The sequence below is a fragment of the Dactylosporangium sp. NPDC051485 genome, assembly GCF_040682015.1.
Lineage (GTDB): Bacteria > Actinomycetota > Actinomycetes > Mycobacteriales > Micromonosporaceae > Dactylosporangium.
Window position 1 is genome coordinate 15,320 of record NZ_JBFAZW010000053.1, and the last position, 26,830, is coordinate 42,149.

A 26,830-nucleotide genomic window follows, 5' to 3' on the forward strand; every position below is an offset into this window, starting at 1 on the left:
ATCTCGAAAGTCGGGCACTTCGTGCCACGACTTTTCTGATTTTTCGCCCGACAGCGGTTATTTCACGATTTCTGGGTCCAAAACGGGCGCGAGTGCCGTGTCGAGGGCGACTCGCAGCGCCGTCGAGTCGCCCGTGGCGAGCAGGATGCCGACCCCGCCCTGGACGGCGGCGAGCAGGACGAGCCCGGACTTTTCCGGATCCGTGGCCTTTGCCCGCCGGGCGCCCTCCGTCAGCCGCTCCCGCCAGGTGTCCAGCAGCGCGGTCACGATCGGCCGCACCTCGGGGTTGGTCGGCGCCAGCTGCCGGGTCAGCGCCCCGAGCGGGCACCGCGTCCCCTGCGCCTCGTACCGCGCGATGACCGCGTCCCGCCACGCCGCCCAGGACTCCGGCGGGCCGAGGGTGCTGAGATGGGGCTCCTGATCCTGTAGTACCGCCGCGGCCTCATGCTCGGCGATGGCCAGCAGCAACTGGGAACGCCCCTCGGGGAAGTAGTGGAAGAGCTGGCTCTTGCTCGTCGCGGTCGCCGCGCGGATGTCATCCAGCGACACCTCGTCCACGCCGCGCTCGCGCAGCAACGCCGCCGCCCCCGCCACGATCCGCTCCCGGGTGGCGGCCCCCTTGCGCGTCAATGCCGTGCTCACGGTCTCATCATAGGCGGCTGGACCGCCTGGTCCATTCGGTGTTACGTTGGCTGGACCAATCGGTCCATTCAGGAGTGGTACGCCATGAGCCGTCTCGCACAGCGAATCGCCCTCGTCACCGGGTCCACCAGCGGCATCGGCCGCGCCATCGCCGAACGGTTCGCCGCCGAGGGGGCCGCCGTGATCGTCACCGGCCGCCGCACCGACCTCGGCGCCGAGGTCGTCCGCGCCATCACCGACGCCGGCGGGAGGGCCTCCTTCGTCCCGGGCGACCTGGCCGCCGGCAAGGCCGCGATCGAGGACTTCGCCGCCACCGTGGGGGAGGTCGACATCCTCGTGAACAACGCCGCGTACCTGGTCGGCGGCCGCCCCACCACCGACACGCCGGAGGACGTCGTCGACGCCGCGCTGGCCACCAACATCAAGGCCCCGTACCTGCTGACCGCCGCCCTGGCCCCGAAGATGCAGGCCCGCGGCTCCGGCGCGATCGTCAACATTGGCTCGATCAACGCCCTGACCGGCATGGCCGGCAGCGCCCTCTACAGCGCCACGAAGGCCGCCCTGCACGCGATGGCGGCGGCGTGGGCGGCGGAGTTCGGCCCGAGCGGCGTCCGGGTCAACACGATCGCCCCCGGCCCGACCGAGGTGGAGTGGTCCACCCACCTGCGCCCGATGCTGGAGCGCATGGTCTCGACCACCCCGAGCGGCCGCCTCTCGAGCGCCGCAGAGATCGCCGCCGCCGCGGTGTTCCTCGCCTCGGACGAGTCCGCCCACATCCACGGCGCCACGCTGCCGGTGGACGGCGGCCTGACCTCGACGCTGGCCCAGTCCATCGCCCGTAACTGAGCCCCTTTGCCAGATGGGTCCGGCCATTTCGTGGCCGGACCCATCTGATGTGTCACGCTACTTGGACCGCTGGTTACGGCGTACCAGCACGATCGTTACGACGATGGCGGTCACGACGGCAACCATGCACACGCAGCACGCCAGCACTTCCCACGGTCTGATCGCACCCATGGCCGGAGCCTAACCTTCGTGGGCAACCCTTTGATGGTTCCGCTCCCGCGGGCGAGCGGGCGCCTCCTCGGCCCGCACCCGCAGGAAGCTGTCGGTGTAACGGATCTCGATGTCGCGCTCCCCGGCCTCATCGGGCTCGGTGAGCACGGCGTAGATCGTTTGTGCCATGGCCGCTGACCCTACACGCCTACCCTGCCCCGATCGCTCGTGTGAGTGACGCGCCCCGTTCGGCCGCTTTTGTCCGCCGCCGCCGTGGGTGCTGCGGTGCCTTACACGGACGGCGTGGGTGCTTCGCTGAGTTGCGCCGCCGCCGCGGTCGCTTCGATGCCTCTCGCCGCCGGCGTGGCCACCTCGATGCCCTCCGCCGCGGCCGCTGTTGCTCCGGTGCCCGCCGCCGCCGCCGTGGTCACGTCGATGCCCTCCGCGGCGGTCGCTGGTGCTTCGACGCTTTGCGGTGCCGTCCCGGGTGCCGCGGGCGCGATCACCGCTCCGGCTGCCACTGCCGCCCCGGCGAGCAGGAACGCCCACACGGCGCCGCCCGGCCGATCCACCACCAGCCCGGTGACCGCCACCCCGGCGGCACTGGCGCCGACGGAGACGGTGACCAGCCAGGTGTACGCCTCATTGAGCATCGACCGCGGGACGAGCGCCCCGACCATCGAGTTCTGCACGGTCAGCGCCGGCGCGATGGTCGCCCCGCCGAAGATCAGCGCGACCCCGAGCGCGGTGACGTTGGGCATCGCCGCGAGGATTGCCAGGCTGCCGGCCACCGCGACGAGCATCCATCGCAGCCGGACCCGCCGATGCGACCGCGTCCCGAACCACACCCCGCTCGCCGCGCTGCCGATCCCCCAGACGCCCAGCAGGATCCCGCCCGCGCTCTGCGGGTCGTGCGAGACGTGCTCGGTCGCGTACGCCGGCACCGTCACCCCCGTCGCGCCGAACGCGAACCCCAGGCCGACCGCCGTCACCAGCAGCGCCGCGAACCCCGGCACCCGCAGCGGCCCGAGCCCCCGCGCCGACGCGTGCCCCTCCGCCCGCCGCCACGACCGGATCGCCCGCCCGCGCGCCACCACCAGCGTGCCGACGAGCGTGGTCGCCGCCGCCGCCCCGAGCGCCACCGCGGGCTGCCAGACCGCCACGCAGAGCGCGACGAGCATCGGCCCCACCACGAACACGAGCTCGAACAGCGAGGTCTCCGCGGCCAGCGCCGTGACCCGCACCTCGGGCAGGTCCGCGGTGAGCGCGTTCCACGTCCCGCGCACCGCCGCCGTCAGCGGCGGAAACGTCACCCCGGCCAGCACCGCGGCCCCGAGCACGGCCGGCAGCGGCAGATCCCGCAGCCCCGCAAAGATCAAAAAGCCCAAGCAGCACGGGTACGCCACACCCGTGACCATCAGCACCGGCCCCGGTCCCACTCGATCCGCGAGCCGCCCCACCAGCGGGCTGATGGCGGCCCCCGCCAGCGCGTACACCGAGCAGGCCAGCGCCGCCAGCGCAAACCGCCCGTGGGCCTGCTCGAGGAGCAACAGCAGCGCCAGCGAGACCATCCCGATCCCGAGGCGCGCGAACACCCCGACGACCAGCAACACCGGCGCCCCGGGCAGCCGCCACACGGACAGGTACTGCCGCACGGCCTGCCCCTTCCTGCTTCGATCCCACCCGGCCGCACCCACGCGAAAGGGCCCGCCGATCCTACGGCGGGCCCTTCGAGAGTATCGACCCAATATCCCTACGCCCGTTACCAACCCCGCGCCCGGCCAGGTAGCTCACCCCCGCGCCACCTGCCCCGCTCCCGGGCGGCGTCGATCCAAGCGGCCCACGACCATACGGTTCATGGCTGCGCGATCTGTAGCCGTTCGACTCACGACCGCGCGATTCACGACCCGTGCGGCTCACGACCGTACGCCCTACGACGTGCGTCCTACGACCGTGCGGCTCACGACCGTGTGGCTACGGTCGAGTGGTTTGCGGGCGGCCGATCGACTACCGGTGGCTGCTGACCCCGGCCATCTGCTCCAGCCGGGCGACGCGCTGCTCCATCGGCGGGTGCGTCGAGAACAGCGACGCGATCCCCCCACCCTTGAGCGGGTTGTCGATCATCAGGTGCGCCTGGCTGGCCATCTGCCCGTCGGCCGGCAGTGGCAGCGCCTGCGTACCCTGGTGAATCTTGCGCAGCGCGCTCGCCAGCGCCAGCGGGTCCCCGGTCAGCTTCGCCCCGGACTCGTCCGCCTCGTACTCCCGGCTCCGGCTGATCGCCAGCTGGATGACGGTCGCCGCCAGCGGCCCGAGGATGAGCATCAGGAGCAGCCCCGCAATCCCGGGCCCGTCCTCGTCGTCGTTCGACCCGCCGAGCGGCAGGAAGATCGCCAGGTTGGCCAGCATCGTGATCATGCCGCCCAGTGCCCCGGCGACGCTGGAGATGAGGATGTCCCGGTTGTACACGTGCGACAGCTCGTGCCCGATCACCCCGCGCAGCTCGCGCGGCGTGAGCATCTCGAGAATTCCCGCGGTGACGGCCACCGCCGCGTTCTGGGGGTTACGCCCGGTCGCAAACGCGTTCGGCTGCCGCGTGGGGCTGATGTACAACCGCGGCATGGGCTGCCCCGCCGAGGTCGCCAGGTCACGCACTATCGCGTACAACTGTGGCGCCTGCGCCTCGCTGACCGGCTGCGCATTCATCGCCCGTAGCGCGATCTTGTCCGAGTAGAAGTACGAGAACCCGTTCATCGCCAGCGACAGGAACACGGCGATGACCAGACCGGTGCTCCCGCCGAGCCAGTAGCCGACGAGCAGAATCAGAGAGGTCAGCAACCCGAGGAGGGCCGCTGTCTTGAAGCCGTTGAAATGCCTGTGCTGCATGCCTTCAATAACAGCGCAACTCCCAGTACTCCTTCCCACTGCTAGCTGTGAGCTAGCTGAAAGCTGCTACCCGAACGTTCCCGCCGCCCGCATGACCAGCTCCGGCACAAACCCGACGAGCACGGCCACAACCACCGCAACCGCCACAGAAACGACAACCGGCCAAGCGACCCGCTCCCGCAAACCCTCCGCAGCCGCACCATCCCCGATCCGGCCCTCGGCGATCGCCGCGCCGGCGCCGACAGCCACCTCCTCCCGCGCCGCGCCGACCCCCACCAAACCCTCGCCCCGCGCCGCGCCAGCTCCCACGACCACCTCGCCCGGCGCCGCGCGGGTCCCCACAGCCGGTTCGTCCGTCGCGGCGTGGGTCTCCATAGCCGGTTCGTCCGTCGCCACGTGGGTCTCCGCAGGCGGTTCGTCCGTCGCCGCGCGGGTCTCCATAGCCGGCTCGCCCGTTGCCGCGCGAGTCCCCACAGCCGGCTCGGCCGGTGCGAACAACACGGCGCCGACGCGGACGTAGTAGGCCAGCCCGATCACCGCGTTCACCGCCACCACGACGGCCAGCCAGGTGGCGTCCCCGCCCAGCAGCGCGCGTACCACCGCCACCTTCGCGAACAGCCCCGCGAGCCCCGGCGGCAACCCGGCCAGCCCGGCGAGCGCCAGCACGAGCACGCCCGCGAACCACGGCGACCGCCGCGCCAGCCCGCGGTACTCCTCGATCGCCCCGCCGTCCCGGGCCCCCCGCACCGCGACCACCGCCCCGAACGCGGCGAACTCCAGCACCACGTAGAAGAAGGCGTACCCGACCACCCCGGCCACCAGCAGTGAGGTCTTGTCGTCGGTGGCGATCAGCGCCCCGAGCGGCGCCAGCAGGTACCCGGCCTGCGCCACCGAAGACCAGGCCAGCAGCCGGACCATCCGCCGCTGCCGCAGTGCCACGAGGTTCCCGACGGTCATGCTCAGCACCGCGAGCACCGCGAGCGTCAGCCCCGACGTCGACAGGACCGGCCGCGCAGCCGACACCCCCACCAGGAGCAGCGCGACCACGCCCCCGAGCTTCGACGCCGTCGACAGGTACGCGGCCACCGGCAGCGGCGCCCCGTCGTACGTCGCGGGTGCCCACGCGTGCGCCGGCACCGCCGCGACCTTGAACGCGAGCCCGGTCAGCAGCAGCACCACGCCGACCTTCAGCAGCGGCTGCGTCGCCGGCGTCAGCGACCCGGCGGCGATGTTCGCGAAGTGCACACCCCCGGTGGCCGTGAACACCAGCGCCGCCCCGAGCAGCGCCACGGCGGTCGACACCACGCTCACCACGAAGAACGTGACGGCTGCCGACGCCCCTTCCCGTGCCCCGCGCCGCAGCCCCACCAGCAGGTACAGCGGCAGCGTCAGCGTCTCCAGCGCCACGATCAGCGTGATCAGGTCCCGCGCGCCGCCCAGCACCACGGCTCCGACAAGCGAGCTCGCCAGCAGGAAGCAGTACTCCCCGGCGGGCACCTCGCCCGTCCGCAGCAACGGCACCGACAGCGCCAGCGCCCCGAGCGCCAGCGCCGCGAACACCCCGGCCACGATCGCCGCCGCCGGGTCGAGCACCAGCGAGCACTGGTCCGGCCCGAGGCAGAACGAGGCCCGGTGCGCGCCCCCGCTCCCGACCGCGATGGCCGCCCCGGCCGTCCCCGCCATCCCGAGCGCCGTAGCCCCGATCACTGCCCCGCGCCGCCCCGGCACGAGCAGATCCACGAGCAACGCCAGCAGCGCGGTCCCCGCCGCCACGTACACCGGAATCAACGCCAGCTGATCGATCCTCATCGCCCGAACACCTCCGCGAGCGCCTCGACGGCGGAGTTGGACCAGTGCAGGGCCAGGGCCGGGGCGACACCGATGACCAGCGTCAGCGCGATCAGCGGAGACCAGGCCACCAACTCGCCCGGGCCCAGCCGCGCGCCCACCCCGAGGCCCGCCACCGCGGGCGCCGCCGGGCCGTGCGTCACCCGTCGCAACAGCCGCAGGAAGTACGCGGCGGCGAGCGCCGCGCCGACCGCGGCCAGCGAGCCGAGCGTGATCCACAGCGCCCCGCCGCGCTCGAACGCGGCCACCACCGCGAACGCCTCGCCCCAGAAGCCCGCCAGCCCCGGCAGGCCGAGCGACGCGATCGCCGCGTAGGCCAGCACCCCGCTGAGCGCCGGCGCGGTCTCCCGCAGCCCGCCCAGCCGGGCCAGGTCGCCGGTGTGGGCGCGGTCCTTGATCCCGCCGGCCACGAAGAAGAGCAGCCCGGTCACCACGCCGTGCGCGATGTTGCCGATGAGCGCGGCCTGCATGCCGGTGGCCGTGAGCGTCGCGACGCCGAGGAGCACGAACCCCATGTGCCCCACCGACGAGTACGCGATCAGCCGCTTGAGCTCGCTCTGGGCCAGGCAGATCAGCCCGCCGGCCAGGATCGCGGCGGTGGCCAGCACCCCCACCACGGGCGCGCTGCGCGCCGCTCCCTCGGGCGCCACGCCGACCGCGACCCGCAGCAGCCCATACGTGCCCATCTTCAGCAGCACCCCGGCCAGGATCACCGACCCGACCGTCGGAGCCTCGGTATGCGCGGCCGGCAGCCAGGTGTGCAACGGCCACAGCGGGCTCTTGACCGCGAAGGCGAGCGCCAGCAGCACGAACGCCAGCAGTTGCACACCGGCGGACATCGGCCGCACCTCGGGGTTGCTCAGCGCCACGAGGTCGCCGGTCCCCGTCCGTGACACCACCACGAACACCCCGACGAGCAGCAGCACCGACCCGAAGAGCGTGTACAGCACGAACTTCCGCGCCGCCCGCCGCCGGTCCGCACCGCCCCAGACGGCGATCACGGCGTACATCGGCAGCAGCACGACCTCGAAGAACACGAAGAACAGGACTAGGTCCAGGGCGAGGAACACCCCGGTGATCCCGGCCTGCAGCACGAGCAGCAGCGCCACCAGCAGCCGTCCCCGCCCCGGCTCCGGCACCCGCCACAGGCAGTACGCGCAGCACAGCACGGTCAGCAGCGCGGTCAGCACGACCAGGGGATAGGAGATCCCGTCGACGCCGATGTGGAACCGCAGGCTCAGCGTCGGCGCCCACGGCGCGTCGATCTCCGCGAACGGCCGGATCCGCCCGGTGCCCGAGCCCTCCGCCCGCGACAGCCCGAGCGCGACCACGACGCCGAGCGTCGCCGCGGCGAACACCGTCCCGCCGATCCGCCCGGCCCGGTCGAGCCGAGCCGGCAGCCCGGCGGCCAGCAACGCCCCGATCGCCGGCAGCAGCAGCGCGGCCAGTAGCAGTGTCTGCCCGGAGCTCATCGCCCCACCCCCAGCACCACGGCGACCACCGCGGCGAGCACCACGGCCCCGCCGAGCACCGCCGTCGCAGCCCGCGGCAGCGCGCCGGCATGCGATCGCGCCAGCAGCCCGCCGAGCCCGCCCGCGCCCGCGCCGACCCCTTCGACCGCCCCGTCGACCAGCGCTTCATCGGTACGCCGGGCCAGCCGGGCCAACGCCAGCACCGGCCGCGTGACCAGCGCATCCTGCGCGGCGTCCAAGTAGAAGGAGTTCGCCAGCAGCCGGCCCAGCCGGGTGTCTGCCGGCCCGGCCGCCGGATCGCGCCGCCAGCCCAGCCAGCCCCCGGCGAGCAGCAGCACCAGCGCGACCGGCGTCGTCCAGCCGAGGTGGGCCAGCCGCTCGGCAGACCCGAGCCGCGCGCCGAAGCCCGGCGCCAGCCCGGCCAGCCCGAGCAGCGCGGCCGGCACCGCCAGGACCAGCAGCGGCCCGAGCATCGCCCACGCCGGCTCGTGCCCGGCCCGCGCCGCGTCCGTCCGCGGCGCGCCGAAGAACGTCCGCCGCCACAGCCGCACCACATACGCCGCGGTCAGCGCCACCGTCACCATCGCCGAGCCCAGCACGACGAACGCGACCCCGCGCGGCACCGGTCCATCGCCGGTCGCCGCCTCCAGGATCGCGTCCTTGCTCCAGAACCCGGCCAGCGGCGGCACCCCGGCCAGCGCCCCCAGCCCGATCGTCATGGTCCAGAAGGTCACCGGCATGCGCTCCCGCAGCCCACCCATCGCCGACATCAGGTTTGTCCCGACCGCGTGGATCACCGACCCCGCCGCCAGGAACAGCAGCGCCTTGAACGCGGCGTGCGTGAGCAGGTGGAACAGCGCCGCCGAGGGTGCACCCAGCGCCAGCGCCCCCGTCATGTACCCCAGCTGGCTCACCGTCGACCAGGCGAGCACCCGCTTGATGTCGTCCTGCCCGAGCGCACTGAGGGCGCCGAGCAGCATGGTCACCGAGGCCATCACGGCGAGCACGACCAGCGCCGCGGTCGACCGCTCGAACAGCGGATACAGCCGCGCCACCACGTACACCCCGGCTGCCACCATCGTCGCCGCGTGGATCAGCGCCGAGATCGGCGTCGGGCCGGCCATCGCGTCGGGCAGCCACGTGTGCAGCGGGAACTGCGCGCTCTTGCCCGCCACCCCGGCCAGTAACAACACGCATGCCGCGGTCAGCACCCCGCCGGTCAGCGTCCCACCCGCGGCCGCCGCGATCACGTCGGCGATGCGGAAGCTGTGCGCGTGCAGCCCGAGCAACACGATCCCCAGCAGGAACCCGACGTCACCGACCCGGGTCACCAGGAACGCCTTCACCGCCGCGCGCGGGGCCTCCGGCAGCCGCCGGTCGTGCCCGATCAGCAGGTACGAGCAGATGCCCATGACCTCCCACCCGACCAGCAGCGCGATCAGGTCCCCGGACACGACCACCAGCAACATCGCCCCCGTGAACAGGCTCACCTGCGCGGCATACGGTGCGTACCTCTCGTCGTCGTGCAGATACGCCACCGAGTACACCTGGACGCAGAGCGCGACCACGCCAACCGCCACGGCGACCAGCCCGGCCGGTCCGTCGAGCCACGTGCCGAACGTCACCGACACGCGCCCGAACTCCGCCACGGTCAGCCCGGCGTCCGCCCCACGCACCCCGCGCAGCGCCACGGCCACCGCACAAGCCAGCGCGATCGCCGCCCCGCCGACCCCGAGCAGCGCCGAAAGACCCCGCATCCTGTACCGCACCAGCAGCCCCGCCAGCCCGAGCCCCAGAGGCACGGCCGGCAGCGCGGCACCCAGCGGATCGACGCTCACTCCGCCACCCCCGCCCCGTCCGGAGCCACTTCGCCGGCGGCGGTGGCCTTACTACCCGCACTACCCGCGCTACCCGCCCCGGCCCGGTCGCCGGACCCGGCCTGCTCGCCCGGCTCGGCGAGCGGGAGGTCGTCGACGGCGACGGTGCGGCGCAGGCGGTACAGCTGCAGGATCAAGGCCAGGCCGACGCCGATCTCCGCCGCGGCCAGCACGATGACGAACAGCGTGAACGACTGGCCGGCGTGCGGCACGGCGGCCCGGATCGACGCGTCGGCCGTCACGAAGATCAGGTTGACCGCGTTGAGCATCAGCTCGACGGCCATCAGCAGGAGCACGGCGTTGCGCCGGACCAGTACGCCATACACCCCAATGCCGAACAGCAGGGCCGCGATCGCGAACGGGAGCGTCGGGTGCATCAGCCCCGCCTTCGCTCGGCCGGTCCGGCGCCGATGTCGGGCCGGGACACCACGATCGCGCCGACCAGCGCGGCCAGCAGAAGCACCGAGACCAGCTCGAACGGCAGCACCCAGGTGCGAAAGAGCGCGGCGCCGAGTCGCTCCGCGGTGCCGGGCTCGGGCAGGTCGATCCGCGTCCAGCGGAACGCGTCGATGAACAGTGCGGCCAGGCCGGCCCCGGCGCCCGCCCCGACCAGCGCGCCGGGCCAGCGAGTCCGGTCCAGGTCGTCGCTGGCCCCGATCGGGGCGCGGGTCAGCATGACGGCGAAGAGAAGGAGCACGACCACGGCGCCGACGTAGACGAGCACCTGGACCCAGGCGACGAGCTCGGCGGTGAGCACCAGATAGAGGCCGGCGATCGCGCCGAGAGCGACGACGAGCCAGAGCCCGGCCCGCACCACGTGCCGGGTGGTCACGACCAGCAGGCCGGCGCCCACCGCCACGGCGCCGAGCGCCAGTGTCAGCACGTCAGCTACGGTCATCGCTCCCCCAACCTCATGGCCGACATCCTGCCACTCGGGTACGACAGGAATCGACCGCCGGGCCAATGGACCCCGGGCGAAATTGCTGAGGGTTACGTGGGGCTACGCAGCGTGCTGGGTGCTCAGCCGGCCTCGCGGGCGGCGCGCTTGGCCGCGGCCGTTTGCTCCTTGGCGGGCTCGCCGTTGGGGTCGTGGGCGGGCGGCGCCGGCACCGTCGGCACCCACTCCTCGAGCCGCTCCTTCTCGTGCAGCAGGTCGCGGATGTCGTGCTCGGCGTACTCGAACTCGGGCGACCAGTGCAGGGCGTCGAACGGACAGACTTCGACGCAGATCCCGCAGTACATGCAGAGGGAAAAGTCGATCGCGAACCGGTCGAGGACGTTGCGCTGGCGCGGGCGCGCCGCCCCCGGGACCACGACCTCTTCCTTGTGGGAGTCGATGTAGATGCACCAGTCCGGGCACTCCCGTGCGCAGAGCATGCAGACCGTGCAGTTCTCCTCGAGCAGCGCGATCACGCCGCGCGAGCGGGGCGGCAGGTCCGGCTCGACATCGGGGTACTGCTGGGTGTGCGCCCGCTTGGTCATCGTGCCCAGCGTGACGGCCAGCCCCTTGACGAGGCCCTTGCCCGGAAGCTCCACGTTCGAAAACTAGCACCGCACCCGACCGGGTGGCTGGGCTCGGCTGACCAAAAATTGTCGTACACCCGTTCTAAGATGTACCCATGAACGAGCGACGGTGGTGGAACGGCTCCTGGTCGCGGCTGACGCGCCGCGACGTCTTCGTGCGCAACGCGGCCGACGGCCGCTGGCAGGTCGAGCTCCGCCGCGGCGGCCCGGAGGGCAGGGTGCGGACCCGGACGTTCGGCTCCGAGCTGGAGGCGGTCGGCTGGATCGAGGCCGCCGTCGTCGACCCGGACGGGGGCTGGCGCGAGATCCGCAAGGCTGCCGAGCGTCGGCGCCCGCGGCGCGCGAGCCTGCGGCACGCGGGCAAGGCCACGAGCGACGAGCTCCAGGCGAGCTGACGCCGGGCTCACCCAGCCCGCGATCCCAGCGGCCCCGCGCCAGCCGGCCGGCCCGAGTGCCCGGCCGGGCACTCGGCCTGGTTGGGCCCTCGGGCCCGGTACCTGCGGTAGCCGCTCGCGCCAGCTCGCTGGCCGGGTCTGGGGCGGCTACTCGGCCTGACCCACAGGCTGAGGTCGTCGCTCGGGCTGGCCGGGTTTCGGGCCGCTGCTCGGCCGGCCCGCGGATTGAGTCGGCAGCGGGTTGGGTCCGGGGGTCTCGCCAGGCTCGTCGGGCCTCGGGCCTCCTGCTCACGCCGGGCCCGCGGGCTGAGGCTCGCGCCGGGCCCGCGGGCTGAGGCTCGCGCCGGGCCTGTGGGCTGAGGCTCGCGCCGGGGCATCGTGGGCTGAGGTCCCCGCCCCGGGCGCCACCGAGCGGCACCGGCCGTAGTCGCGGCCTGTCGGGCACCCGACGTGACAGCCAGTGACGGACCTTTGTGGGTGCACCCTGATGGGGCCCGACCGTACGATGCGCGAACGAGGCCCTCGATCGCACCTCGCGTGTGTGATGGGAAGCGGCGAGAACGGTTCGCCCGCCATCGCGGGAGGAATCGGGAAAAGTATGGACGATGCTCGCCGTATACATGGAACGGAATTAACGGTCGGAATGCAGAAGCCGCTCATATCCGAGAGCGCGCCAGCGAGGCCGCGGAACTGATCTTGCCCAGATGTGTGGGTGCGTGGGGCCATCGGGAGTGGTCTTGGCCTCGGGCGGGAGATCAGCGGCGGCATCCCGACGGCCGGTGTCCGCCAGAGGGAGGAAAGGCCCCCTGTGACGCGGGGATGGGGGACTACTGGCCCATCGGAAAAGTTGCACCCGGGTTGAGGTGGGCGAAGTGATATAGCCGGTCCGGGGGCGTCGGAATCGGCCGAATGGTCGATTCTTCCGGCAGGCCGCGTCATCGTGGGCGCCATACTGTTGGACCCGGCGTGGTTTGTGGCACGATCGTGGGTAGCCCGACCAGAACCGGTGCCACTGCGATCGCATGGGAGCAACAGATGGGCGACAAGATGCTTGGTCGGTGGATGGCTCGGCTGGTCGTGACTGTCGGTGTTGGTGCGATGGCCCTCGGGCTGAGCTCCGTCGCCGCTCACGCCAGCAACCTCGCGCAGCGACCCGTCCTGATTCAGATCACGGACGGAAGTAACGTGAAGGTGGCGCCGAGCGCCCCTGTGTACGTGACTGAGGACTTCGGCTGGGACTAAGAGCCCGCGAGGCAATTCTGGCCGCGGCCGGCGTGTATGGCGGACGGGCGACCACTTCCTGACGCGGGTCGATTGGGGAAGAGTTGCCTGCTCCGAAAGCGCCGGTCGCGCGCCCGGAGAAGCATGCCTGGTTGGTAACCGGGCCGCTGCTCGTATTCGGCCTGCTCTTGTCGCTGCCGGTGATCCTGTCCACGGATGGCCGTCAGGTCGACTATCACCTGCAGTACGCGCCGATCCTGCTCGCCGTCGCGATCCTGACGGTCTACACGCCGCTGCGCTTCGAGATCCGTCGGCAGACGGTGACGACGCACATGAACGACGCCGCGGTCGTGCTCATGCTGTTCTACCTGCCGCCGCTCGTCGCGCTGGGGGTGCGGCTCACGGCGGCGGCCATCTGGGTCATCACCGCGCGCATGGGGCCGCACAAGGCGGCCTTCAACGTCGTCAGCTACTTCGCCGGCATGGCGGCGGCGGTGCTGGTGGTCGTGACCCTGCACCCGGGCAGCGGCATCGAGCCGTGGACCTGGTTCGTGCTCACCCTCGCGATCCTCGCCAACAACCTGGTCACCCTGTTCGGCGTCGGCTCCGTGGTCTCGGTCGTGCAGGGCGTTGTGCTGCTGCCGCTGCTGATGCGGATGGCCGCGACCGCGCTCACGGTGGCGGGCGTCAACATCGTGGTCGGGCTGATCATGATGCTGACACTGCAGGCCAGCCGGTGGGGCATTGTGCTGATCGTGGCGCTGGTGATGGTGCTGGTGTCCGTGTACCGCGCCTACTCCCAGTTCCTGCGCCAGCACAAGAGCCTCGCCGAGATGTACGAGCTGACCCGGCAGGTCGGCGCCACACACCACGACGGCACGCTGCCCGACGTGCTGCTCGGGCGGATTCGCGGGCTCATGGCCTCGGACTCGGCGACGCTCTGGCTGCCCTCGCAGGGACGCCACCAGGAGGTGCTGCTGTCCGCCCGGTTCGACTATCCGGGACTGCTCGACAGCGCGCCCACCCCGGAGCTGTTCCGCAAGCTGGCACTGCGCACGGGCGCGACCGTGGCGGCCGGGCCCAAGCTGGGGCCGCTGGACCTGCGGGCGGCCCTGCAGGAGGCCGGCAACAAGGACATCATCGTCGTGCCGCTGCGCTCAGGCGGCGTCTCGATCGGCACCCTGGAGGTGGCCGGCCGGCTTGGCTTCGGGCCCACCTTCGGCTCCGACGACGTCCGGCTGGTGGAGACGCTGGCCGCGCACGTCGGCGTGGCCGTGGAGAACAGCCGGTTGGTGGACCGGCTGCAGTACGACGCGGATCATGACTCCCTGACCGGCCTGGCGAACCGCCGGCGGATGCTGGAGGGCCTCGGCGAGGCGATGAGCGGGCGCAGCGCGCGCGAGGTCGTCGCCGTGCTGCTGTTCGACGTGGTGGCCCTGCGGGAGGTCAACGACTCGCTCGGGCACGCCGCCGGGGACAAGGTCCTCGTCGAGGTCGCGCACCGGCTCAAGGCGCTGGCCCCGCAGGGGGCGCTGGTCGCCCGGGTCGGGGACGACGAGTTCGCGATCGAGCTGCGCACCGCGAGCGCCGAGGCGGCAGTCACGGTGGCGGGGACGCTGCGGGCCGGGCTGCGCGATCCGATGGTGATCGATTCGCTCACGATCGACATGGACACGAACGTCGGCGTGGCGGTGTACCCCGAGCACGGCGCCCAGCCCGAGGAACTGCTGCAGCGGGCCCACGTGGCCACGCACGTGGCCAAGTCGCGGGGGATCGTGCAGGTCTTCAACGCCGGGCTGCAGTCACGAGCGGTGCGGCGGGTCGGGCTCGCCGCCGACCTGCGCACGGCGCTGGCCAACGGGGAGCTGGAGGTGTACTTCCAGCCGAAGGTCGCCCTCACCGACCGGCGGCTGGTCGGCGTCGAGTGCCTGGCCCGCTGGGAGCATCCGGTGCACGGCCAGGTCGCCCCGCCCGACTTCGTCGCCGTGGCCGAGCACACCGGCCAGCTGGGCCGCCTCAACGCGGTCGTGCTGCAGGAGGGCATTCGCCGGGCCCGGCAGTGGGCCGACGCCGGGCGGCCGCTCGCCGTGGCGGTGAACCTGTCGGCCCGCACGCTGGGCGACGCGGACCTGCCGCTGCAGATCGCCGAGCTGCTCGAGGAGCACGGGGTGCCGGCCGACCGGCTCATCCTGGAGATCTCCGAGGACGAGGGGCTGCTCACCGGCGGGCGGGCGCTGCCCACCCTGGACCGGCTGCGTGACCTCGGGGTGCGGCTGTCGGTCGACGACTTCGGCGCCGGGCGCTCGTCCTTCGCCGACCTGAGCCGGCTGCCGGTGCAGGAGGTCAAGATCGACCGGACCTTCGTGCAGGGCATGGCGACCTCGCCGAGCGACCTGGCGATCGTGCGCACGATCGTGGACATGGCCCGCAACTTCAATCTCGACGTCGTGGCCGAAGGCGTGGAGAGCGAGCTGACCCTCGGGCTGCTCGAGGAGATGCACTGCGACATGGGGCAGGGCTTCCTGTTCAGCCGCCCGCTGCCGTACGAGCGCTTCGAGTCCTGGCTGCAGGCCCAGACCGCGGCCGACCCGGCCGAGGCACCGGCGGGCGAGGTCCGTTGGCTGCGGGCCGTGCCGTAGCCCGAGTTAGCCTGGGTCGGGGACTCACCGAAGCGCGGTACAAGCCGGCTGAGCTGGGCAAACCCCGGATTGGGTAAGTCGATTTCGTGCCTGGCCGGGGGCCGTGTACGCTTAGCGAGCGCGTGTTCGGGAACGAAGACGATGCGCCCCCTTAGCTCAGTCGGCAGAGCGTCTCCATGGTAAGGAGAAGGTCTACGGTTCGATTCCGTAAGGGGGCTCGAGACCGGGCTTGAGACATCGAGTCCGCCGCGGCGGTGTAGCTCAGATGGCAGAGCAAGCGGCTCATAATCGCTGTGTCGCCGGTTCAAGTCCGGCCACCGCTACAGAAGCACCAAGTGGACGCCCGGCTGGGCGTCCATCTGTGTGAGCCGCTATGATGGTTCGCTGGATCTGATTCCGCCCCAAACTTGAACGCTCTGAAGGAAGGCACTTCGCCATGGCCAAGGCGACCGACGTTCGTCCGAAGATCACGCTGGCGTGCACGGAGTGCAAAGAGCGCAACTACATCACCAAGAAGAACCGGCGCAACGACCCGGACCGCATCGAGCTGAAGAAGTTCTGCCCGCGCGACGGCAAGCACACCGTCCACCGCGAGACCCGGTAGTCGTCACCCGATTTCTCAGCACGAAGAATGCCCCGGCCTGAGGCCGGGGCATTCTTGCGCTCCGGGTAAGTTCCATGCCATGCCGCTGGATCAGTCGTTCATGGGCCGGGTGTACCCGCCGACCCCTCCCTACGAGGTGGGACGGGAGAAGATCCGCGAGTTCGCCGACGCGGTCCGCGCCGCCGACCCCGTGCACCGCGACCTCGCCGAGGCCCGGGCCATGGGGTACCGCGACGTGATCGCCCCGCCGACGTTCGCGATCATCCTGAGTCAGAACGCCGGCCAGCAACTCGTCGACGACCCCACCTTCGGCATGGACTACAGCCGGGTCGTCCACGGCGGGCAGACGTTCCGCTACGAGCGGCCGATCGTGGCCGGCGACCACCTCGTCGTCGTGATGACGGTCGAGGAGATCAGCAGCCGGGCCGGGCACGCGTTCCTGACCACCCGGCACGAGGTGTCGACCGTCGAGGGTGAGCTCGTGGTGACCATCTGGACCCGGCTCGTGATCCGTGGGGAGGGCTGAGATGCAGCCAGGCACCGAATTCCCGGCCCAGACCTTCCGGGTCACCCGCGCCGATCTGGTGCGCTACGCGGGCGCCTCAGGGGACTTCAACCCGATCCACTGGAGCGACCGCCAGGCGACCGGCGTGGGCCTGCCCGGGGTCATCGCCCACGGCATGCTCACCATGGGCCTGGCGGCCCAGGCGGTGGCGTGCTGGGTCGGCGGGACCGCCGCGATCGTGGAGTTCTCCACCCGCTTCGCCAACCCGGTGGTCGTGCCCGACGACGACAAGGGCACCGAGATCGTGGTCAGCGGCGTGGTGAAGAAGATCCTCGACGACGGGATCGTGCAGATCGACGTGACGGCCACCTGCCAGGGGGAGAAGATCCTGGGGGCGGCCAAGGCACTGGTTCGCGGCGAGCACCGCAACGAGTGACAGAACCAGTGGAGGGGGGGTAGTTGGGATATCCCGCTTCCAACCCGTACACTGGTCCGCCGTGGGGTGAGCAACTCAACGTTGCCCTCTTCACATAGGGGTGTGGCGCAATTGGTAGCGCAGCGGTCTCCAAAACCGCAGGTTGCAGGTTCGAGTCCTGTCGCCCCTGCGCCGAAGGCCTGACCTGGGTCTGGTGCCCGGCCGAGAGGCCGGGACGTCGACCGTAGCGGTCACGGTTGGCTCGACCGCGTGCCGCCGGCTCCCGCCGGTGGCCCGACGACCGGGCCCGAACCGGTGGTCGACGGGTCGTTGAGGCCCGGGGTCTTGCTGCCGGCCGACACGGACCGAGCACTCGCGAGATCACGGAAGAGGGCGAAAGTGGCCGAACGCAGGCGACGCGGGACCAACCCCGCCGACGATCGCCGTGAAGAGGAGCTCAGCGCCGAGGACGCCGCCATCGAGGAAGAGTTCGCCGAGGAGCTGGACAGCCTCGAGACCGCGGACGGCCTCGAGGACGAAGACGACCTCGACGACGCGGCCGCGAGCAAGAACGGCAAGGTCAAGGAGAAGTCCAAGGACGCCAAGTCCAAGGACCTCAAGACCAAGGATGGCCAGAAGGTCAAGGTCAAAGAGGGCGGCTCCAACAACATCTTCGTGCGGCTCATCAACTTCATCCGCGAGGTTGTCGCCGAGCTGCGTAAGGTGATCTGGCCGACCCGCAAGGAGCTGAGCACCTACACGGTCGTCGTGGTGGTGTTCGTGATCATCATGCTGGCCATCGTCGGTGGCCTCGACTTCGGCTTCGCCAAGCTCGTCCTCTGGTCCTTCGGTAACGGCAACGCCGACTAGTAAGGCCGCCAGCGCCTCGCGGTAACGGCAACGCCGACCGAGGAGGGCTAGGGCGGCCGGGGACGGCCAGCGCAAGGCCAGCAGGGCTCGAGCAGTCCGGCCAGCGGCCAAAGGCCAACGGCCAGCAGGCGGCGCAACGCTCCGGGCTACGCTGAACAGGACAGCGCCGGCGAAGACAGACAGACGGAAGTGAGCAGCGTGCAGGAATTCGACGAGACGCCCGGAACCGACGACGAGCAGCACGAGGAAGCGGCGTCGACGGTGATGACGGCGGCCGCCACCCCGCCGGTGACGTCCGACGCCGAGGACCCCGTCGCCGAGCTGCGTGCCGCACTGCGCTTCGCGCCCGGTGACTGGTACGTCGTGCACTCCTACGCCGGCTACGAGAACAAGGTCAAGACCAACCTCGAGACCCGGATCACGAGCCTCGACATGGAAGAGTTCATCTACCAGGTCGAGGTGCCGACCCGCGACGAGGTCGAGATCAAGAACGGCAAGCGCACCCAGGTGCAGAACAAGGTCTTCCCCGGCTACATCCTCGTCCGGATGGAGCTGACCCCGGAGTCGTACTCCTGCGTGCGCAACACGCCGGGCGTGACGGGCTTCGTGGGGGCGACCGACCGCGCCGACCGCCCGGCGCCGCTCTCCCTGGACGAGGTGCTCAAGTGGTTGGCCCCCGCCGTGCAGACGGAGGGCAAGAAGGCCGGCAAGCCCGAGGTCAAGGTCCTCGACTTCGAGGTAGGCGACTCGGTCACCGTCACCGACGGCGCCTTCGCGTCGCTGCAGGCGACCATCAGCGAGATCAACGCGGACCAGCAGAAGCTCAAGGTGCTGGTCTCGATCTTCGGCCGTGAGACCCCGGTGGAGCTCAACTTCAACCAGGTCACGAAGATCTAAAACCACTGCGGTACGCTAGAGCGTCCGGCCAAAAGGCCGGGCGCTCTTGCGTGCGTAAAGAAAGTCGCGCACGACCAGATTCCAGCCCAGGAAGACGAAAGCAGCCATGCCTCCGAAGAAGAAGCTCGTCAAGACCTTCACGCTTCAGTTGCCCGGCGGCCAGGCCACCCCGGCTCCGCCGGTCGGTCCCGCCCTCGGTCAGCACGGTGTGAACATCATGGAGTTCGTCAAGGCGTACAACGCCCAGACGGAGTCCCAGCGCGGTGACATCATCCCGGCGCAGATCAGCGTCTACGAGGACCGGACGTTCACGTTCATCCTCAAGACCCCGCCCGCCGCCCGCCTGCTGCTCAAGGCCGCCGGCGTGCCGAAGGGCTCGGGCGTGCCGCAGAAGGACAAGGTCGGCTCGATCACCAAGGCCCAGCTCCGCGAGGTCGCCGAGAAGAAGATGGCCGACCTGAACGCGAACGACATCGAGCAGGCCGAGAAGATCATCGCCGGCACCGCCCGCTCCATGGGCATCGTTGTCAAGGACTGAGGCACCGGCGCCAAAGGACTGAAGCACCAATCAGTGGGAGGACGCCCAATAGCCACATAGCGGCGTCCGCACTCGAGACCACAGGAGAACGAGCAACATGCCGCAGCACGGCAAGAACTACCGCAAGGTCGTCGACCTCGTCGACCGCAACGCGCTGTACGCCCCGCTGGCCGCCATCAAGCTGGCCCGGCAGACCACGACCGTGAAGTTCGACCCCACCGTCGAGGTGGCCATGCGCCTGGGCATCGACCCGCGCAAGGCCGACCAGATGGTCCGGGGCACGGTCAACCTGCCGCACGGCACCGGCAAGACCGCCCGCGTCGTCGTCTTCGCGCAGGGCGCGAAGGCCGCCGAGGCCGAGGCCGCCGGCGCCGACGCGGTGGGCACGGACGAGCTGGTCGCCCGGATCCAGGAAGGCTGGCTGGACTTCGACGCGGCGATCGCCACGCCCGACCAGATGGCCAAGATCGGCCGGATCGCGCGAATCCTGGGCCCGCGCGGCCTGATGCCGAACCCGAAGACGGGCACGGTGACCATGGACGTCACCAAGGCGATCAACGAGATCAAGGGTGGCAAGATCACCTACCGCGTCGACAAGCACTCCAACCTGCACCTGATCATCGGCAAGGCCAGCTTCACCGAGCAGCAGCTGGTGGAGAACTACGCCGCGGTGCTGGACGAGGTCAACCGGGCCAAGCCCTCGGCCGCCAAGGGCAAGTACCTCAAGAAGATCTTCATCACCACCACCATGGGCCCGGGCATCCCGGTCGACCCGAACAAGACGCGCAACCTCCTCGAGGACGACAGCGTCACCGCCGAGTAGCCGAAAGCACTCAGCAAAAGCACAGCAAAAGCGGTACCTCCGGGACAGCGTGTCCATGACACGCTGTCCCGGTGCGTTTCCAGGACGTGTGGTTCCGCTACGGCCGGCGCGCGCCCTGGACGCTGCGCGCCGTCGACCTGACCCTGGAGCCGGGCGAGACGGCGGTCGTGGCCGGGCCCAACGGCTCCGGCAAGTCCACCCTGCTGCAGCTGGCCGCGGGCGTACTGCAACCAGCCAAGGGCCTCATCACCGGACGGCCCGAGGTGGTCGGCTGGGTGCCCGAGCGCTTTCCGGCCGATCAGCCCTTCACCGCCCGTACCCACCTGCGGCACACGGCGGCCATCCGCGGCCTGGACGGCACCGCGGAGATCGAGCGCTGGGCGCGCCGGCTGCACTTCGAGCACTTCCTCGACGTCCGGCTCGGCCGGCTGTCGAAGGGCTCGGCCCAGAAGGTCGGCCTCGTCCAGGCGCTGCTCGCCCCGCCCGGCCTGCTGGTCCTCGACGAGCCCTGGGAGGGCCTCGACGCGCAGACCCGCGAGCAGGTGCCGGCGATCGTCGCCGAGGTCGTCGCGCGCGGCGGTTCGGTCCTGGTCAGCGATCATCTGGGCGAGGTCGCCCGGCTGCCCGGCGCCAGCCGCTGGCACGTCCGCGAGGGCCAGGTGCACGTGGGGGAGCGGCCCGCGGCGAAGAAGGTGATCGAACTCGCCGTCGATGCGGCCGAGGCGCACGAGACGGTCGCGCGCCTGCGCTCGGCGGGCTTCGACGTGTTGACGGTACGGGATGAGGTCCCCCTGTCATGATCGCGCTCATCCGCATGCGGCTGGCCGGCTTCATGCAGACGGGGCGAGCGATCGCCCCGCTGCTGGCGGCCCTGATCGTGCTCTCGGTGCTCTACGGCGGCGGCCAGGCGCAGGCCGGCGAGGCCTACGGGGTCTCCGCCGCCATCCTGTTCGTGGTGCTCGCCTGGCAGAGCAAGGTCCTGCTCGACGTCGAGCCGGACGTGCAGCGCCGCCTCGGCCGGATCGCCGTCGGCGGGGCCGCCAAGGAGATCGCGGCCGGCCTGCTCGCGGCGGCCATCGCCGGCCTGCCGCTGGTCCTGATCGCACTGGCACTGCCGTGGGTCGTCGGCGGCGTCACCACCCCGAAGGCCGGGGACCCGCCGCTGTCTGTCGGCATCGCCCTCGGCGTCTGGGCCCACCTGCTGCTCCTGCTGCCCGCCGTGGCCCTCGGCGCCCTGGCCAGCCGCGCGGTGACCATGCAGACCGGGCGCGGGGTGGCCGTGCTGGTCTCCGGCATCGTCTTCGCCGTCGTCTTCGGCCTCAAGAGCTTCCCGGTGCCGTGGCTGGCCCCGCCGGTGATGCGCGCGGCCCGCGACACGGTCGGCGCCGCCCACCTGCCGGCCATCGCCGTCACGACGCTGTGGGGCGTGGCGTGGACCGCGATCGCGGTGGCCGGCTACGGGCAAATCCGAAAAGACCGGGCCTGATTTGGCGGCGGCAAGACCGTCACGTACTCTTTTCCACTGAAACCCGAAGACCGCTGGTCATGTCCGCGTGAGCGGACATCGAAGGTCCCGTAGCAATGCGGGCGACCCGCGCAGGGCCGTGCAACAGCTGTGATCGCCGGCGCCACCGCGTGCCGTCCTCTCCGCTCCGTGCGCCCCTGCGCCCGGGGCGTTTTTCATTGCCGGGGCCATCCAGCACCCCGAAGCAACGAGAGAGGAGGGACATGGCGGACAAGGCGGTTCGAGACGACAAGGCCACCGCGGTTGCGGAGCTTACCGACAAGTTCCGGGGCTCCACGGCCACCGTGCTGACCGAGTACCGCGGCCTTACCGTGGCGCAGCTCAAGAACCTGCGCCGCAGCCTGGGCCGCGAGACCACGTACGCCGTCGCGAAGAACACGCTCGCGAAGCGTGCCGCGACGGATGCGGGCATCAGCGGGCTCGACGATTTGTTCTCCGGTCCTACCGCGCTCGCCTTCGTCGGCGGCGACCCGGTCGAGGCGGCCAAGGGCCTGCGCGAGTTCGCGAAGGCCCACCCGCTGCTGATCATCAAGGGCGGCGTGTTCGAGGGCAGGGCCATCAGCGCGGACGAGGTCCGTCGCCTGGCCGACCTGGAGTCCCGCGAGGTGCTGCTGGCGAAGCTGGCCGGCGCCATGAAGGCGAACCTGAGCAAGGCCGCCGCGCTGTTCCAGGCTCCGCTGTCGAAGGCGGCCCGGACCGTTCAGGCGCTGGCGGACAAGCGCGCAGAGGAATCCGGCGGCGCGGCCGAGTAATCGCCGCCCGTCGACCAACCAAAACTTTCGAAAGGAAATGCCACCATGGCGAAGCTGAGCAACGACGAGCTCCTCGAGGCCTTCAAGGAGATGACGCTGATCGAGCTCTCCGAGTTCGTGAAGCAGTTCGAGGACGTCTTCGATGTCACCGCGGCCGCGCCCGTCGCGATCGCCGCCGCGGGCGGCCCGGCCGCGCCGGCCGAGGAGAAGGAAGAGCAGAGCGAGTTCGACGTCATCCTCGAGGGCGACGGCGGCAAGAAGATCCAGGTCATCAAGGTCGTGCGCGAGCTGACCGGCCTGGGCCTCAAGGAGGCCAAGGACCTCGTCGAGGCCGCCCCGAAGGCCGTCCTCGAGAAGGCCAACAAGGAGGCCGCCGACAAGGCCAAGGCCAAGCTCGAGGCCGAGGGCGCGAAGGTCACCCTCAAGTAAGGTCGCACCCCGCGACGTGGCGGCCGCCGGGTTTCCCGGCGGCCGCTCTTGTTGTCCGGGGGTGCCCCTGCCGTTGGCATGACTGTAAGGACCCCAAGATCTAGGGTGGCGACCACAACACTTAGTGGTCGGGATGCGAGATATCTGTCACGCCGGGCCGACGCGCGTGGGAACCCTTGACGCGATGACGGGCGGCCAGGCACGCTAATCAGGCACTGCCTTCCGCGGACGCGGCGGCCGAGCGGCCCGACCGATGTGCCCCACCCTTCTTGGGTGCGGTTCTGAGCGCATCGACAGGAGACCCGCAGGCCACGACCGACGCGAGCGGGTCGGCCGGTGGAGAAACGATCTTCGCAAAAGGTCGTTGAGAACATCGTGCACGAGCCCGCTGGACAGCGGTTAGCCCTTCGGCTACACTGCTAGTTTGCGCTGTCTTCTGACTTCACCTTCGGCGTGAGGTGCCTCTTCGTGGGCTCCTCCACATCGGGGGTCGTCAGGCTGCACGCGAAACGGCCTGTCTGCAACACCGGTCCTCGGAAGGACGCATCTTGGCAGCTTCCCGCCCTGCGAAGACCAGTTCGAGCGCTTACGCTCCCCGCCGGGTCTCCTTCGGCAGGATCACCGAACACCTTGAGGTTCCCAACCTCCTTGCCATCCAAACCGACTCGTTCGACTGGCTGGTTGGCAACGAGAATTGGCAGAGCCGCACGGCCGGTGATCAGCACGCCCGTTCAGGGCTCGCGGAGATCCTCGATGAGATCAGTCCTATTGAGGACTTCTCCGGCACGATGTCACTGTCGTTCTCCGCGCCGCGCTTCGACGAGGTCAAGGCCCCGATCGAGGAGTGCAAGGAGAAGGATCTCACCTACTGTGCCCCGCTGTTCGTCACCGCTGAGTTCACCAACCACACCACTGGCGAGATCAAGAGCCAGACGGTGTTCATGGGTGACTTCCCGATGATGACGCCCAAGGGCACGTTCATCATCAACGGCACCGAGCGCGTCGTGGTGAGCCAGCTCGTTCGCTCGCCGGGCGTGTACTTCGACAAGCAGCCGGACAAGACGTCCGACCGGGACCTCACCAGCGTCAAGGTGATCCCGAGCCGGGGCGCCTGGCTGGAGTTCGACATCGACAAGCGCGACACCGTCGGTGTCCGCATCGACCGCAAGCGTCGGCAGGCCGTCTCGGTCCTGCTCAAGGCCATCGGCTGGTCGGCCGAGCGCATCCGTGAGAAGTTCGGCTGGTCCGAGCTCATGATGACCACGCTCGAGAAGGACCACATCGCCGGCCAGGATGAGGCGCTGCTGGACATCTACCGCAAGCTGCGGCCGGGTGAGCCGCCGACGCGGGAGAACGCCCAGAACCTGCTCGACAACCTCTTCTTCAACCCGAAGCGGTACGACGTCGCCAAGGTTGGTCGATACAAGTTCAACAAGAAGCTCGAACTGGGTGTGCCGATCAACCAGGGCGTGCTGACCGAGGACGACATCGTCGCCACGGTCGAGTACCTCTGCCGCCTGCACACGGGCGAAGAGGGCTACGAGGCCGACGACATCGACCACTTCGGCAACCGGCGCCTGCGCACGGTCGGCGAGCTCATCCAGAACCAGGTCCGCGTGGGCCTGTCCCGGATGGAGCGCGTCGTGCGCGAGCGCATGACCACGCAGGACGTCGAGGCGATCACGCCGCAGACCCTGATCAACATCCGCCCCGTCGTGGCGGCGATCAAGGAGTTCTTCGGCACGTCGCAGCTGTCCCAGTTCATGGACCAGACCAACCCGCTGGCGGGCCTGACCCACCGGCGCCGGCTGAGCGCGCTCGGCCCGGGTGGTCTGTCGCGTGAGCGGGCCGGCTTCGAGGTCCGCGACGTGCACCCGTCGCACTACGGCCGGATGTGCCCGATCGAGACCCCCGAGGGTCCCAACATCGGTCTCATCGGCGCCCTGTCGACGTTCGCGCGGGTCAACCCGTTCGGCTTCGTGGAGACGCCGTACCGCAAGGTCATCGACGGCCGGGTCACCGACCAGATCGACTACCTGACCGCGGACGAGGAGGACCGGTTCGTCAAGGCGCAGGCCAACGCTCCGCTCAAGAGCGACGGCAACTTCGCCGAGGACCGCATCCTGGTCCGCCGGAAGGGCGGTGAGGTCGACAACGTCCCGCCGGGCGAGGTCGACTACATGGACGTCTCGCCGCGGCAGATGACGTCGGTCGCGACCGCGATGATCCCGTTCCTCGAGCACGACGACGCCAACCGGGCCCTCATGGGCGCCAACATGCAGCGTCAGGCCGTGCCGCTGGTCAAGGCGGAGTCCCCGCTGGTCGGCACCGGCATGGAGTACCGTGCCGCGGTCGACGCCGGCGACGTGGTCGTGGCCGAGGTCGGTGGCGTGGTCGAGGACATGTGCGCCGACTACGTCACCATCCACCAGGACGACGGCCACCGCCGCACGTACCTGCTGCACAAGTTCCGCCGCTCCAACTCCGGCTCCTGCGTCAACCAGAAGCCGGTGATCTTCGAGGGCGACCGGGTCGAGGCGGGGCAGGTCATCGCCGACGGTCCGTGCACCGACGAGGGCGAGATGGCGCTCGGGCGTAACCTGCTCGTGGCGTTCATGCCCTGGGAGGGCCACAACTACGAAGACGCCATCATCCTGTCCCAGAAGCTGGTGCAGAACGACGTCCTCACCTCGATCCACATCGAGGAGCACGAGGTCGACGCGCGCGACACCAAGCTGGGGCCGGAGGAGATCACCCGCGACATCCCGAACGTCAGCGAGGAAATGCTCGCCGACCTCGACGAGCGGGGGATCATCCGGATCGGCGCCGAGGTCGTCACCGGCGACATCCTGGTCGGCAAGGTCACGCCCAAGGGTGAGACCGAGCTGACCCCGGAGGAGCGCCTGCTGCGCGCGATCTTCGGCGAGAAGGCCCGCGAGGTCCGCGACACCAGCCTCAAGGTGCCGCACGGCGAGACCGGCACGGTCATCGGGGTGCGGACGTTCAGCCGCGAGGACGGCGACGAGCTGTCCCCGGGCGTGAACGAGCTGGTGCGCGTCTACGTGGCCCAGAAGCGGAAGATCCAGGACGGCGACAAGCTCGCCGGCCGCCACGGCAACAAGGGTGTCATCTCGAAGATCCTGCCGGTCGAGGACATGCCGTTCCTCGAGGACGGGACCCCGGTCGACATCGTGCTCAACCCGCTCGGCGTGCCCAGCCGTATGAACATCGGCCAGGTACTGGAGACCCACCTCGGATGGGTGGCGAAGACGGGCTGGAAGATCGACGGTGACGACACCGAGTGGAAGCGGGCGCTGAAGTCCATCAACGCGGGGGAGTCCGAGCCGGACACCAACGTGGCGACCCCGGTCTTCGACGGTGCCAAGGAAGAGGAGATCGCCGGCCTGCTGAGCAGCACGCTGCCCAACCGGGACGGCAACCAGCTGATCGGGGCGAGCGGCAAGGCGCGGCTGTTCGACGGCCGCTCCGGCGAGCCGCTGCCGGACCCGATCGCGGTCGGCTACATCTACATCCTCAAGCTCAACCACCTGGTCGACGACAAGATCCACGCTCGCTCCACCGGGCCGTACTCGATGATCACGCAGCAGCCGCTGGGTGGTAAGGCGCAGTTCGGTGGCCAGCGCTTCGGTGAGATGGAGTGCTGGGCCATGCAGGCCTACGGCGCGGCCTACGCGCTGCAGGAGCTGCTGACGATCAAGTCCGACGACGTCCTCGGACGCGTCAAGGTCTACGAGGCGATCGTCAAGGGCGAGAACATCCCGGAGCCGGGCATCCCGGAGTCCTTCAAGGTGCTCCTCAAGGAGCTGCAGTCGCTGTGCCTGAACGTCGAGGTGCTCTCCAGCGACGGCGTGGCCCTCGAGATGCGCGAGACGGACGACGAGGTGTTCCGCGCGGCCGAGGAACTGGGCATCGACCTCTCGCGGCGCGAGCCGAGCAGCGTCGAGGAAGTGTGAT

Annotated in this window: 25 protein-coding genes, 3 tRNA genes and 1 pseudogene; 19 read left to right on the forward strand and 10 right to left on the reverse strand. The window is 70.5% G+C overall.

Annotated elements, in window-relative coordinates; translation table 11 throughout:
- Positions 1 to 57: 57 nt before the first annotated feature.
- Entirely contained in the window at positions 58 to 642 is a 585-nt protein-coding gene (locus AB0M46_RS27505; RefSeq protein WP_363340431.1) for a TetR/AcrR family transcriptional regulator, read from the reverse strand.
- An 84-nt stretch (positions 643 to 726) separates the two neighbouring features.
- Here AB0M46_RS27505 and AB0M46_RS27510 point away from each other — a divergent pair, with 84 nt between their 5' ends.
- Positions 727 to 1,488: an SDR family oxidoreductase gene (locus AB0M46_RS27510; RefSeq protein ID WP_363340433.1), complete on the forward strand. Its 762-nt coding sequence runs from the start codon at positions 727 to 729 to the stop codon at positions 1,486 to 1,488.
- 180 nt (positions 1,489 to 1,668) lie between these two features.
- Here AB0M46_RS27510 and AB0M46_RS27515 read toward each other — a convergent pair whose 3' ends face one another.
- From AB0M46_RS27515 to AB0M46_RS27555, 9 genes are all read right to left on the reverse strand, one after another.
- The gene (locus AB0M46_RS27515; RefSeq protein ID WP_363340435.1) at positions 1,669 to 1,827 is read right to left on the reverse strand and encodes a hypothetical protein; all 159 of its coding nucleotides are present in this window, start codon (positions 1,825 to 1,827) and stop codon (positions 1,669 to 1,671) included.
- A 101-nt stretch (positions 1,828 to 1,928) separates the two neighbouring features.
- Positions 1,929 to 3,293, reverse strand: a complete 1,365-nt coding sequence (locus tag AB0M46_RS27520) for an MFS transporter (RefSeq protein WP_363340437.1) — start codon at positions 3,291 to 3,293, stop codon at positions 1,929 to 1,931.
- Between the two features lie 352 nt (positions 3,294 to 3,645).
- Positions 3,646 to 4,521, reverse strand: coding sequence for a zinc metalloprotease HtpX (gene htpX / locus AB0M46_RS27525; protein WP_363340439.1), 876 nt, complete (start codon positions 4,519 to 4,521; stop codon positions 3,646 to 3,648).
- Between the two features lie 66 nt (positions 4,522 to 4,587).
- Positions 4,588 to 6,330, reverse strand: a complete 1,743-nt coding sequence (locus tag AB0M46_RS27530) for a proton-conducting transporter membrane subunit (RefSeq protein ID WP_363340441.1) — start codon at positions 6,328 to 6,330, stop codon at positions 4,588 to 4,590.
- Entirely contained in the window at positions 6,327 to 7,841 is a 1,515-nt protein-coding gene (locus AB0M46_RS27535) for an NADH-quinone oxidoreductase subunit M (RefSeq protein WP_363340443.1), read from the reverse strand. The genes AB0M46_RS27530 and AB0M46_RS27535 overlap by 4 nt, the downstream gene beginning before the upstream one ends.
- Positions 7,838 to 9,679, reverse strand: coding sequence for an NADH-quinone oxidoreductase subunit L (locus tag AB0M46_RS27540; protein WP_363340445.1), 1,842 nt, complete (start codon positions 9,677 to 9,679; stop codon positions 7,838 to 7,840). Before AB0M46_RS27540 ends, AB0M46_RS27535 begins: the two co-directional genes overlap by 4 nt.
- Entirely contained in the window at positions 9,676 to 10,095 is a 420-nt protein-coding gene (gene nuoK / locus AB0M46_RS27545; protein ID WP_363340447.1) for an NADH-quinone oxidoreductase subunit NuoK, read from the reverse strand. Before nuoK ends, AB0M46_RS27540 begins: the two co-directional genes overlap by 4 nt.
- On the reverse strand, positions 10,095 to 10,616 hold the full coding sequence (locus AB0M46_RS27550; RefSeq protein WP_363340449.1) for an NADH-quinone oxidoreductase subunit J: 522 nt from the start codon (positions 10,614 to 10,616) through the stop codon (positions 10,095 to 10,097). The genes nuoK and AB0M46_RS27550 overlap by 1 nt, the downstream gene beginning before the upstream one ends.
- A gap of 122 nt (positions 10,617 to 10,738) precedes the next feature.
- Positions 10,739 to 11,254 carry an NADH-quinone oxidoreductase subunit I gene (locus AB0M46_RS27555; RefSeq protein WP_363340452.1) on the reverse strand — a complete coding sequence of 172 codons (516 nt, stop codon included), beginning with the start codon at positions 11,252 to 11,254 and terminating at the stop codon, positions 10,739 to 10,741.
- Positions 11,255 to 11,337: 83 nt separating this feature from the next.
- Here AB0M46_RS27555 and AB0M46_RS27560 point away from each other — a divergent pair, with 83 nt between their 5' ends.
- From AB0M46_RS27560 to AB0M46_RS27645, 18 genes and pseudogenes are all read left to right on the forward strand, one after another.
- Complete coding sequence (locus tag AB0M46_RS27560) at positions 11,338 to 11,637, forward strand: hypothetical protein (RefSeq protein ID WP_363340454.1); 300 nt, start codon at positions 11,338 to 11,340, stop codon at positions 11,635 to 11,637.
- Between the two features lie 1,035 nt (positions 11,638 to 12,672).
- Entirely contained in the window at positions 12,673 to 12,879 is a 207-nt protein-coding gene (locus AB0M46_RS27565) for a hypothetical protein (protein WP_363340456.1), read from the forward strand.
- 131 nt (positions 12,880 to 13,010) lie between these two features.
- Positions 13,011 to 15,497 carry a bifunctional diguanylate cyclase/phosphodiesterase gene (locus AB0M46_RS27570; protein ID WP_363340458.1) on the forward strand — a complete coding sequence of 829 codons (2,487 nt, stop codon included), beginning with the start codon at positions 13,011 to 13,013 and terminating at the stop codon, positions 15,495 to 15,497.
- 145 nt (positions 15,498 to 15,642) lie between these two features.
- Positions 15,643 to 15,715: transfer RNA gene (locus AB0M46_RS27575), tRNA-Thr, on the forward strand.
- A 32-nt stretch (positions 15,716 to 15,747) separates the two neighbouring features.
- Positions 15,748 to 15,820 (forward strand) — tRNA-Met (locus AB0M46_RS27580).
- 113 nt (positions 15,821 to 15,933) lie between these two features.
- Complete coding sequence (rpmG, locus tag AB0M46_RS27585; RefSeq protein WP_033357682.1) at positions 15,934 to 16,101, forward strand: 50S ribosomal protein L33; 168 nt, start codon at positions 15,934 to 15,936, stop codon at positions 16,099 to 16,101.
- Positions 16,102 to 16,180: 79 nt separating this feature from the next.
- A complete protein-coding gene (locus AB0M46_RS27590; RefSeq protein WP_363340460.1) occupies positions 16,181 to 16,627 on the forward strand; it encodes a MaoC family dehydratase N-terminal domain-containing protein in 447 nt (148 codons plus the stop codon).
- A gap of 1 nt (position 16,628) precedes the next feature.
- Entirely contained in the window at positions 16,629 to 17,042 is a 414-nt protein-coding gene (locus AB0M46_RS27595) for a MaoC family dehydratase (protein WP_363340462.1), read from the forward strand.
- Between the two features lie 96 nt (positions 17,043 to 17,138).
- Positions 17,139 to 17,211, forward strand: a tRNA-Trp gene (locus tag AB0M46_RS27600).
- A gap of 209 nt (positions 17,212 to 17,420) precedes the next feature.
- Positions 17,421 to 17,891, forward strand: coding sequence for a preprotein translocase subunit SecE (gene secE / locus AB0M46_RS27605; protein ID WP_363340464.1), 471 nt, complete (start codon positions 17,421 to 17,423; stop codon positions 17,889 to 17,891).
- Positions 17,892 to 18,197: 306 nt separating this feature from the next.
- Positions 18,198 to 18,788 (forward strand): annotated as a pseudogene (gene nusG / locus AB0M46_RS27610) (transcription termination/antitermination protein NusG); the annotation flags it as partial.
- 106 nt (positions 18,789 to 18,894) lie between these two features.
- Entirely contained in the window at positions 18,895 to 19,326 is a 432-nt protein-coding gene (gene rplK, locus AB0M46_RS27615) for a 50S ribosomal protein L11 (RefSeq protein WP_033357679.1), read from the forward strand.
- 97 nt (positions 19,327 to 19,423) lie between these two features.
- Positions 19,424 to 20,149 (forward strand): 50S ribosomal protein L1, encoded by a 726-nt coding sequence (gene rplA, locus AB0M46_RS27620; protein ID WP_363340467.1) that lies wholly within the window; start codon positions 19,424 to 19,426, stop codon positions 20,147 to 20,149.
- Positions 20,150 to 20,220: 71 nt separating this feature from the next.
- On the forward strand, positions 20,221 to 20,949 hold the full coding sequence (locus tag AB0M46_RS27625) for an ABC transporter ATP-binding protein (protein ID WP_363340469.1): 729 nt from the start codon (positions 20,221 to 20,223) through the stop codon (positions 20,947 to 20,949).
- Positions 20,946 to 21,635, forward strand: a complete 690-nt coding sequence (locus tag AB0M46_RS27630; RefSeq protein WP_363340471.1) for a hypothetical protein — start codon at positions 20,946 to 20,948, stop codon at positions 21,633 to 21,635. Before AB0M46_RS27625 ends, AB0M46_RS27630 begins: the two co-directional genes overlap by 4 nt.
- A gap of 242 nt (positions 21,636 to 21,877) precedes the next feature.
- Entirely contained in the window at positions 21,878 to 22,426 is a 549-nt protein-coding gene (rplJ, locus tag AB0M46_RS27635) for a 50S ribosomal protein L10 (protein ID WP_363340473.1), read from the forward strand.
- Between the two features lie 45 nt (positions 22,427 to 22,471).
- Positions 22,472 to 22,855 carry a 50S ribosomal protein L7/L12 gene (rplL, locus tag AB0M46_RS27640; protein ID WP_363340475.1) on the forward strand — a complete coding sequence of 128 codons (384 nt, stop codon included), beginning with the start codon at positions 22,472 to 22,474 and terminating at the stop codon, positions 22,853 to 22,855.
- Positions 22,856 to 23,403: 548 nt separating this feature from the next.
- Entirely contained in the window at positions 23,404 to 26,829 is a 3,426-nt protein-coding gene (locus tag AB0M46_RS27645) for a DNA-directed RNA polymerase subunit beta (protein ID WP_363340477.1), read from the forward strand.
- Position 26,830 lies beyond the last annotated feature (1 nt).

Bases quoted from the DNA above. Each gene is read 5' to 3' on its own strand.
- AB0M46_RS27515 (WP_363340435.1), bottom strand. From the start codon at position 1,827: ATGGCACAAACGATCTACGCCGTGCTCACCGAGCCCGATGAGGCCGGG.
- rpmG (WP_033357682.1), top strand. From the start codon at position 15,934: ATGGCCAAGGCGACCGACGTTCGTCCGAAGATCACGCTGGCGTGCACG.
- AB0M46_RS27530 (WP_363340441.1), bottom strand. From the start codon at position 6,330: ATGAGGATCGATCAGCTGGCGTTGATTCCGGTGTACGTGGCGGCGGGG.
- AB0M46_RS27535 (WP_363340443.1), bottom strand. From the start codon at position 7,841: ATGAGCTCCGGGCAGACACTGCTACTGGCCGCGCTGCTGCTGCCGGCG.
- htpX (WP_363340439.1), bottom strand. From the start codon at position 4,521: ATGCAGCACAGGCATTTCAACGGCTTCAAGACAGCGGCCCTCCTCGGG.
- AB0M46_RS27595 (WP_363340462.1), top strand. From the start codon at position 16,629: ATGCAGCCAGGCACCGAATTCCCGGCCCAGACCTTCCGGGTCACCCGC.
- AB0M46_RS27630 (WP_363340471.1), top strand. From the start codon at position 20,946: ATGATCGCGCTCATCCGCATGCGGCTGGCCGGCTTCATGCAGACGGGG.
- rplJ (WP_363340473.1), top strand. From the start codon at position 21,878: ATGGCGGACAAGGCGGTTCGAGACGACAAGGCCACCGCGGTTGCGGAG.
- AB0M46_RS27510 (WP_363340433.1), top strand. From the start codon at position 727: ATGAGCCGTCTCGCACAGCGAATCGCCCTCGTCACCGGGTCCACCAGC.
- AB0M46_RS27560 (WP_363340454.1), top strand. From the start codon at position 11,338: ATGAACGAGCGACGGTGGTGGAACGGCTCCTGGTCGCGGCTGACGCGC.
- nuoK (WP_363340447.1), bottom strand. From the start codon at position 10,095: ATGCACCCGACGCTCCCGTTCGCGATCGCGGCCCTGCTGTTCGGCATT.
- AB0M46_RS27590 (WP_363340460.1), top strand. From the start codon at position 16,181: ATGCCGCTGGATCAGTCGTTCATGGGCCGGGTGTACCCGCCGACCCCT.
- AB0M46_RS27565 (WP_363340456.1), top strand. From the start codon at position 12,673: ATGGGCGACAAGATGCTTGGTCGGTGGATGGCTCGGCTGGTCGTGACT.
- AB0M46_RS27550 (WP_363340449.1), bottom strand. From the start codon at position 10,616: ATGACCGTAGCTGACGTGCTGACACTGGCGCTCGGCGCCGTGGCGGTG.
- rplK (WP_033357679.1), top strand. From the start codon at position 18,895: ATGCCTCCGAAGAAGAAGCTCGTCAAGACCTTCACGCTTCAGTTGCCC.
- rplA (WP_363340467.1), top strand. From the start codon at position 19,424: ATGCCGCAGCACGGCAAGAACTACCGCAAGGTCGTCGACCTCGTCGAC.
- rplL (WP_363340475.1), top strand. From the start codon at position 22,472: ATGGCGAAGCTGAGCAACGACGAGCTCCTCGAGGCCTTCAAGGAGATG.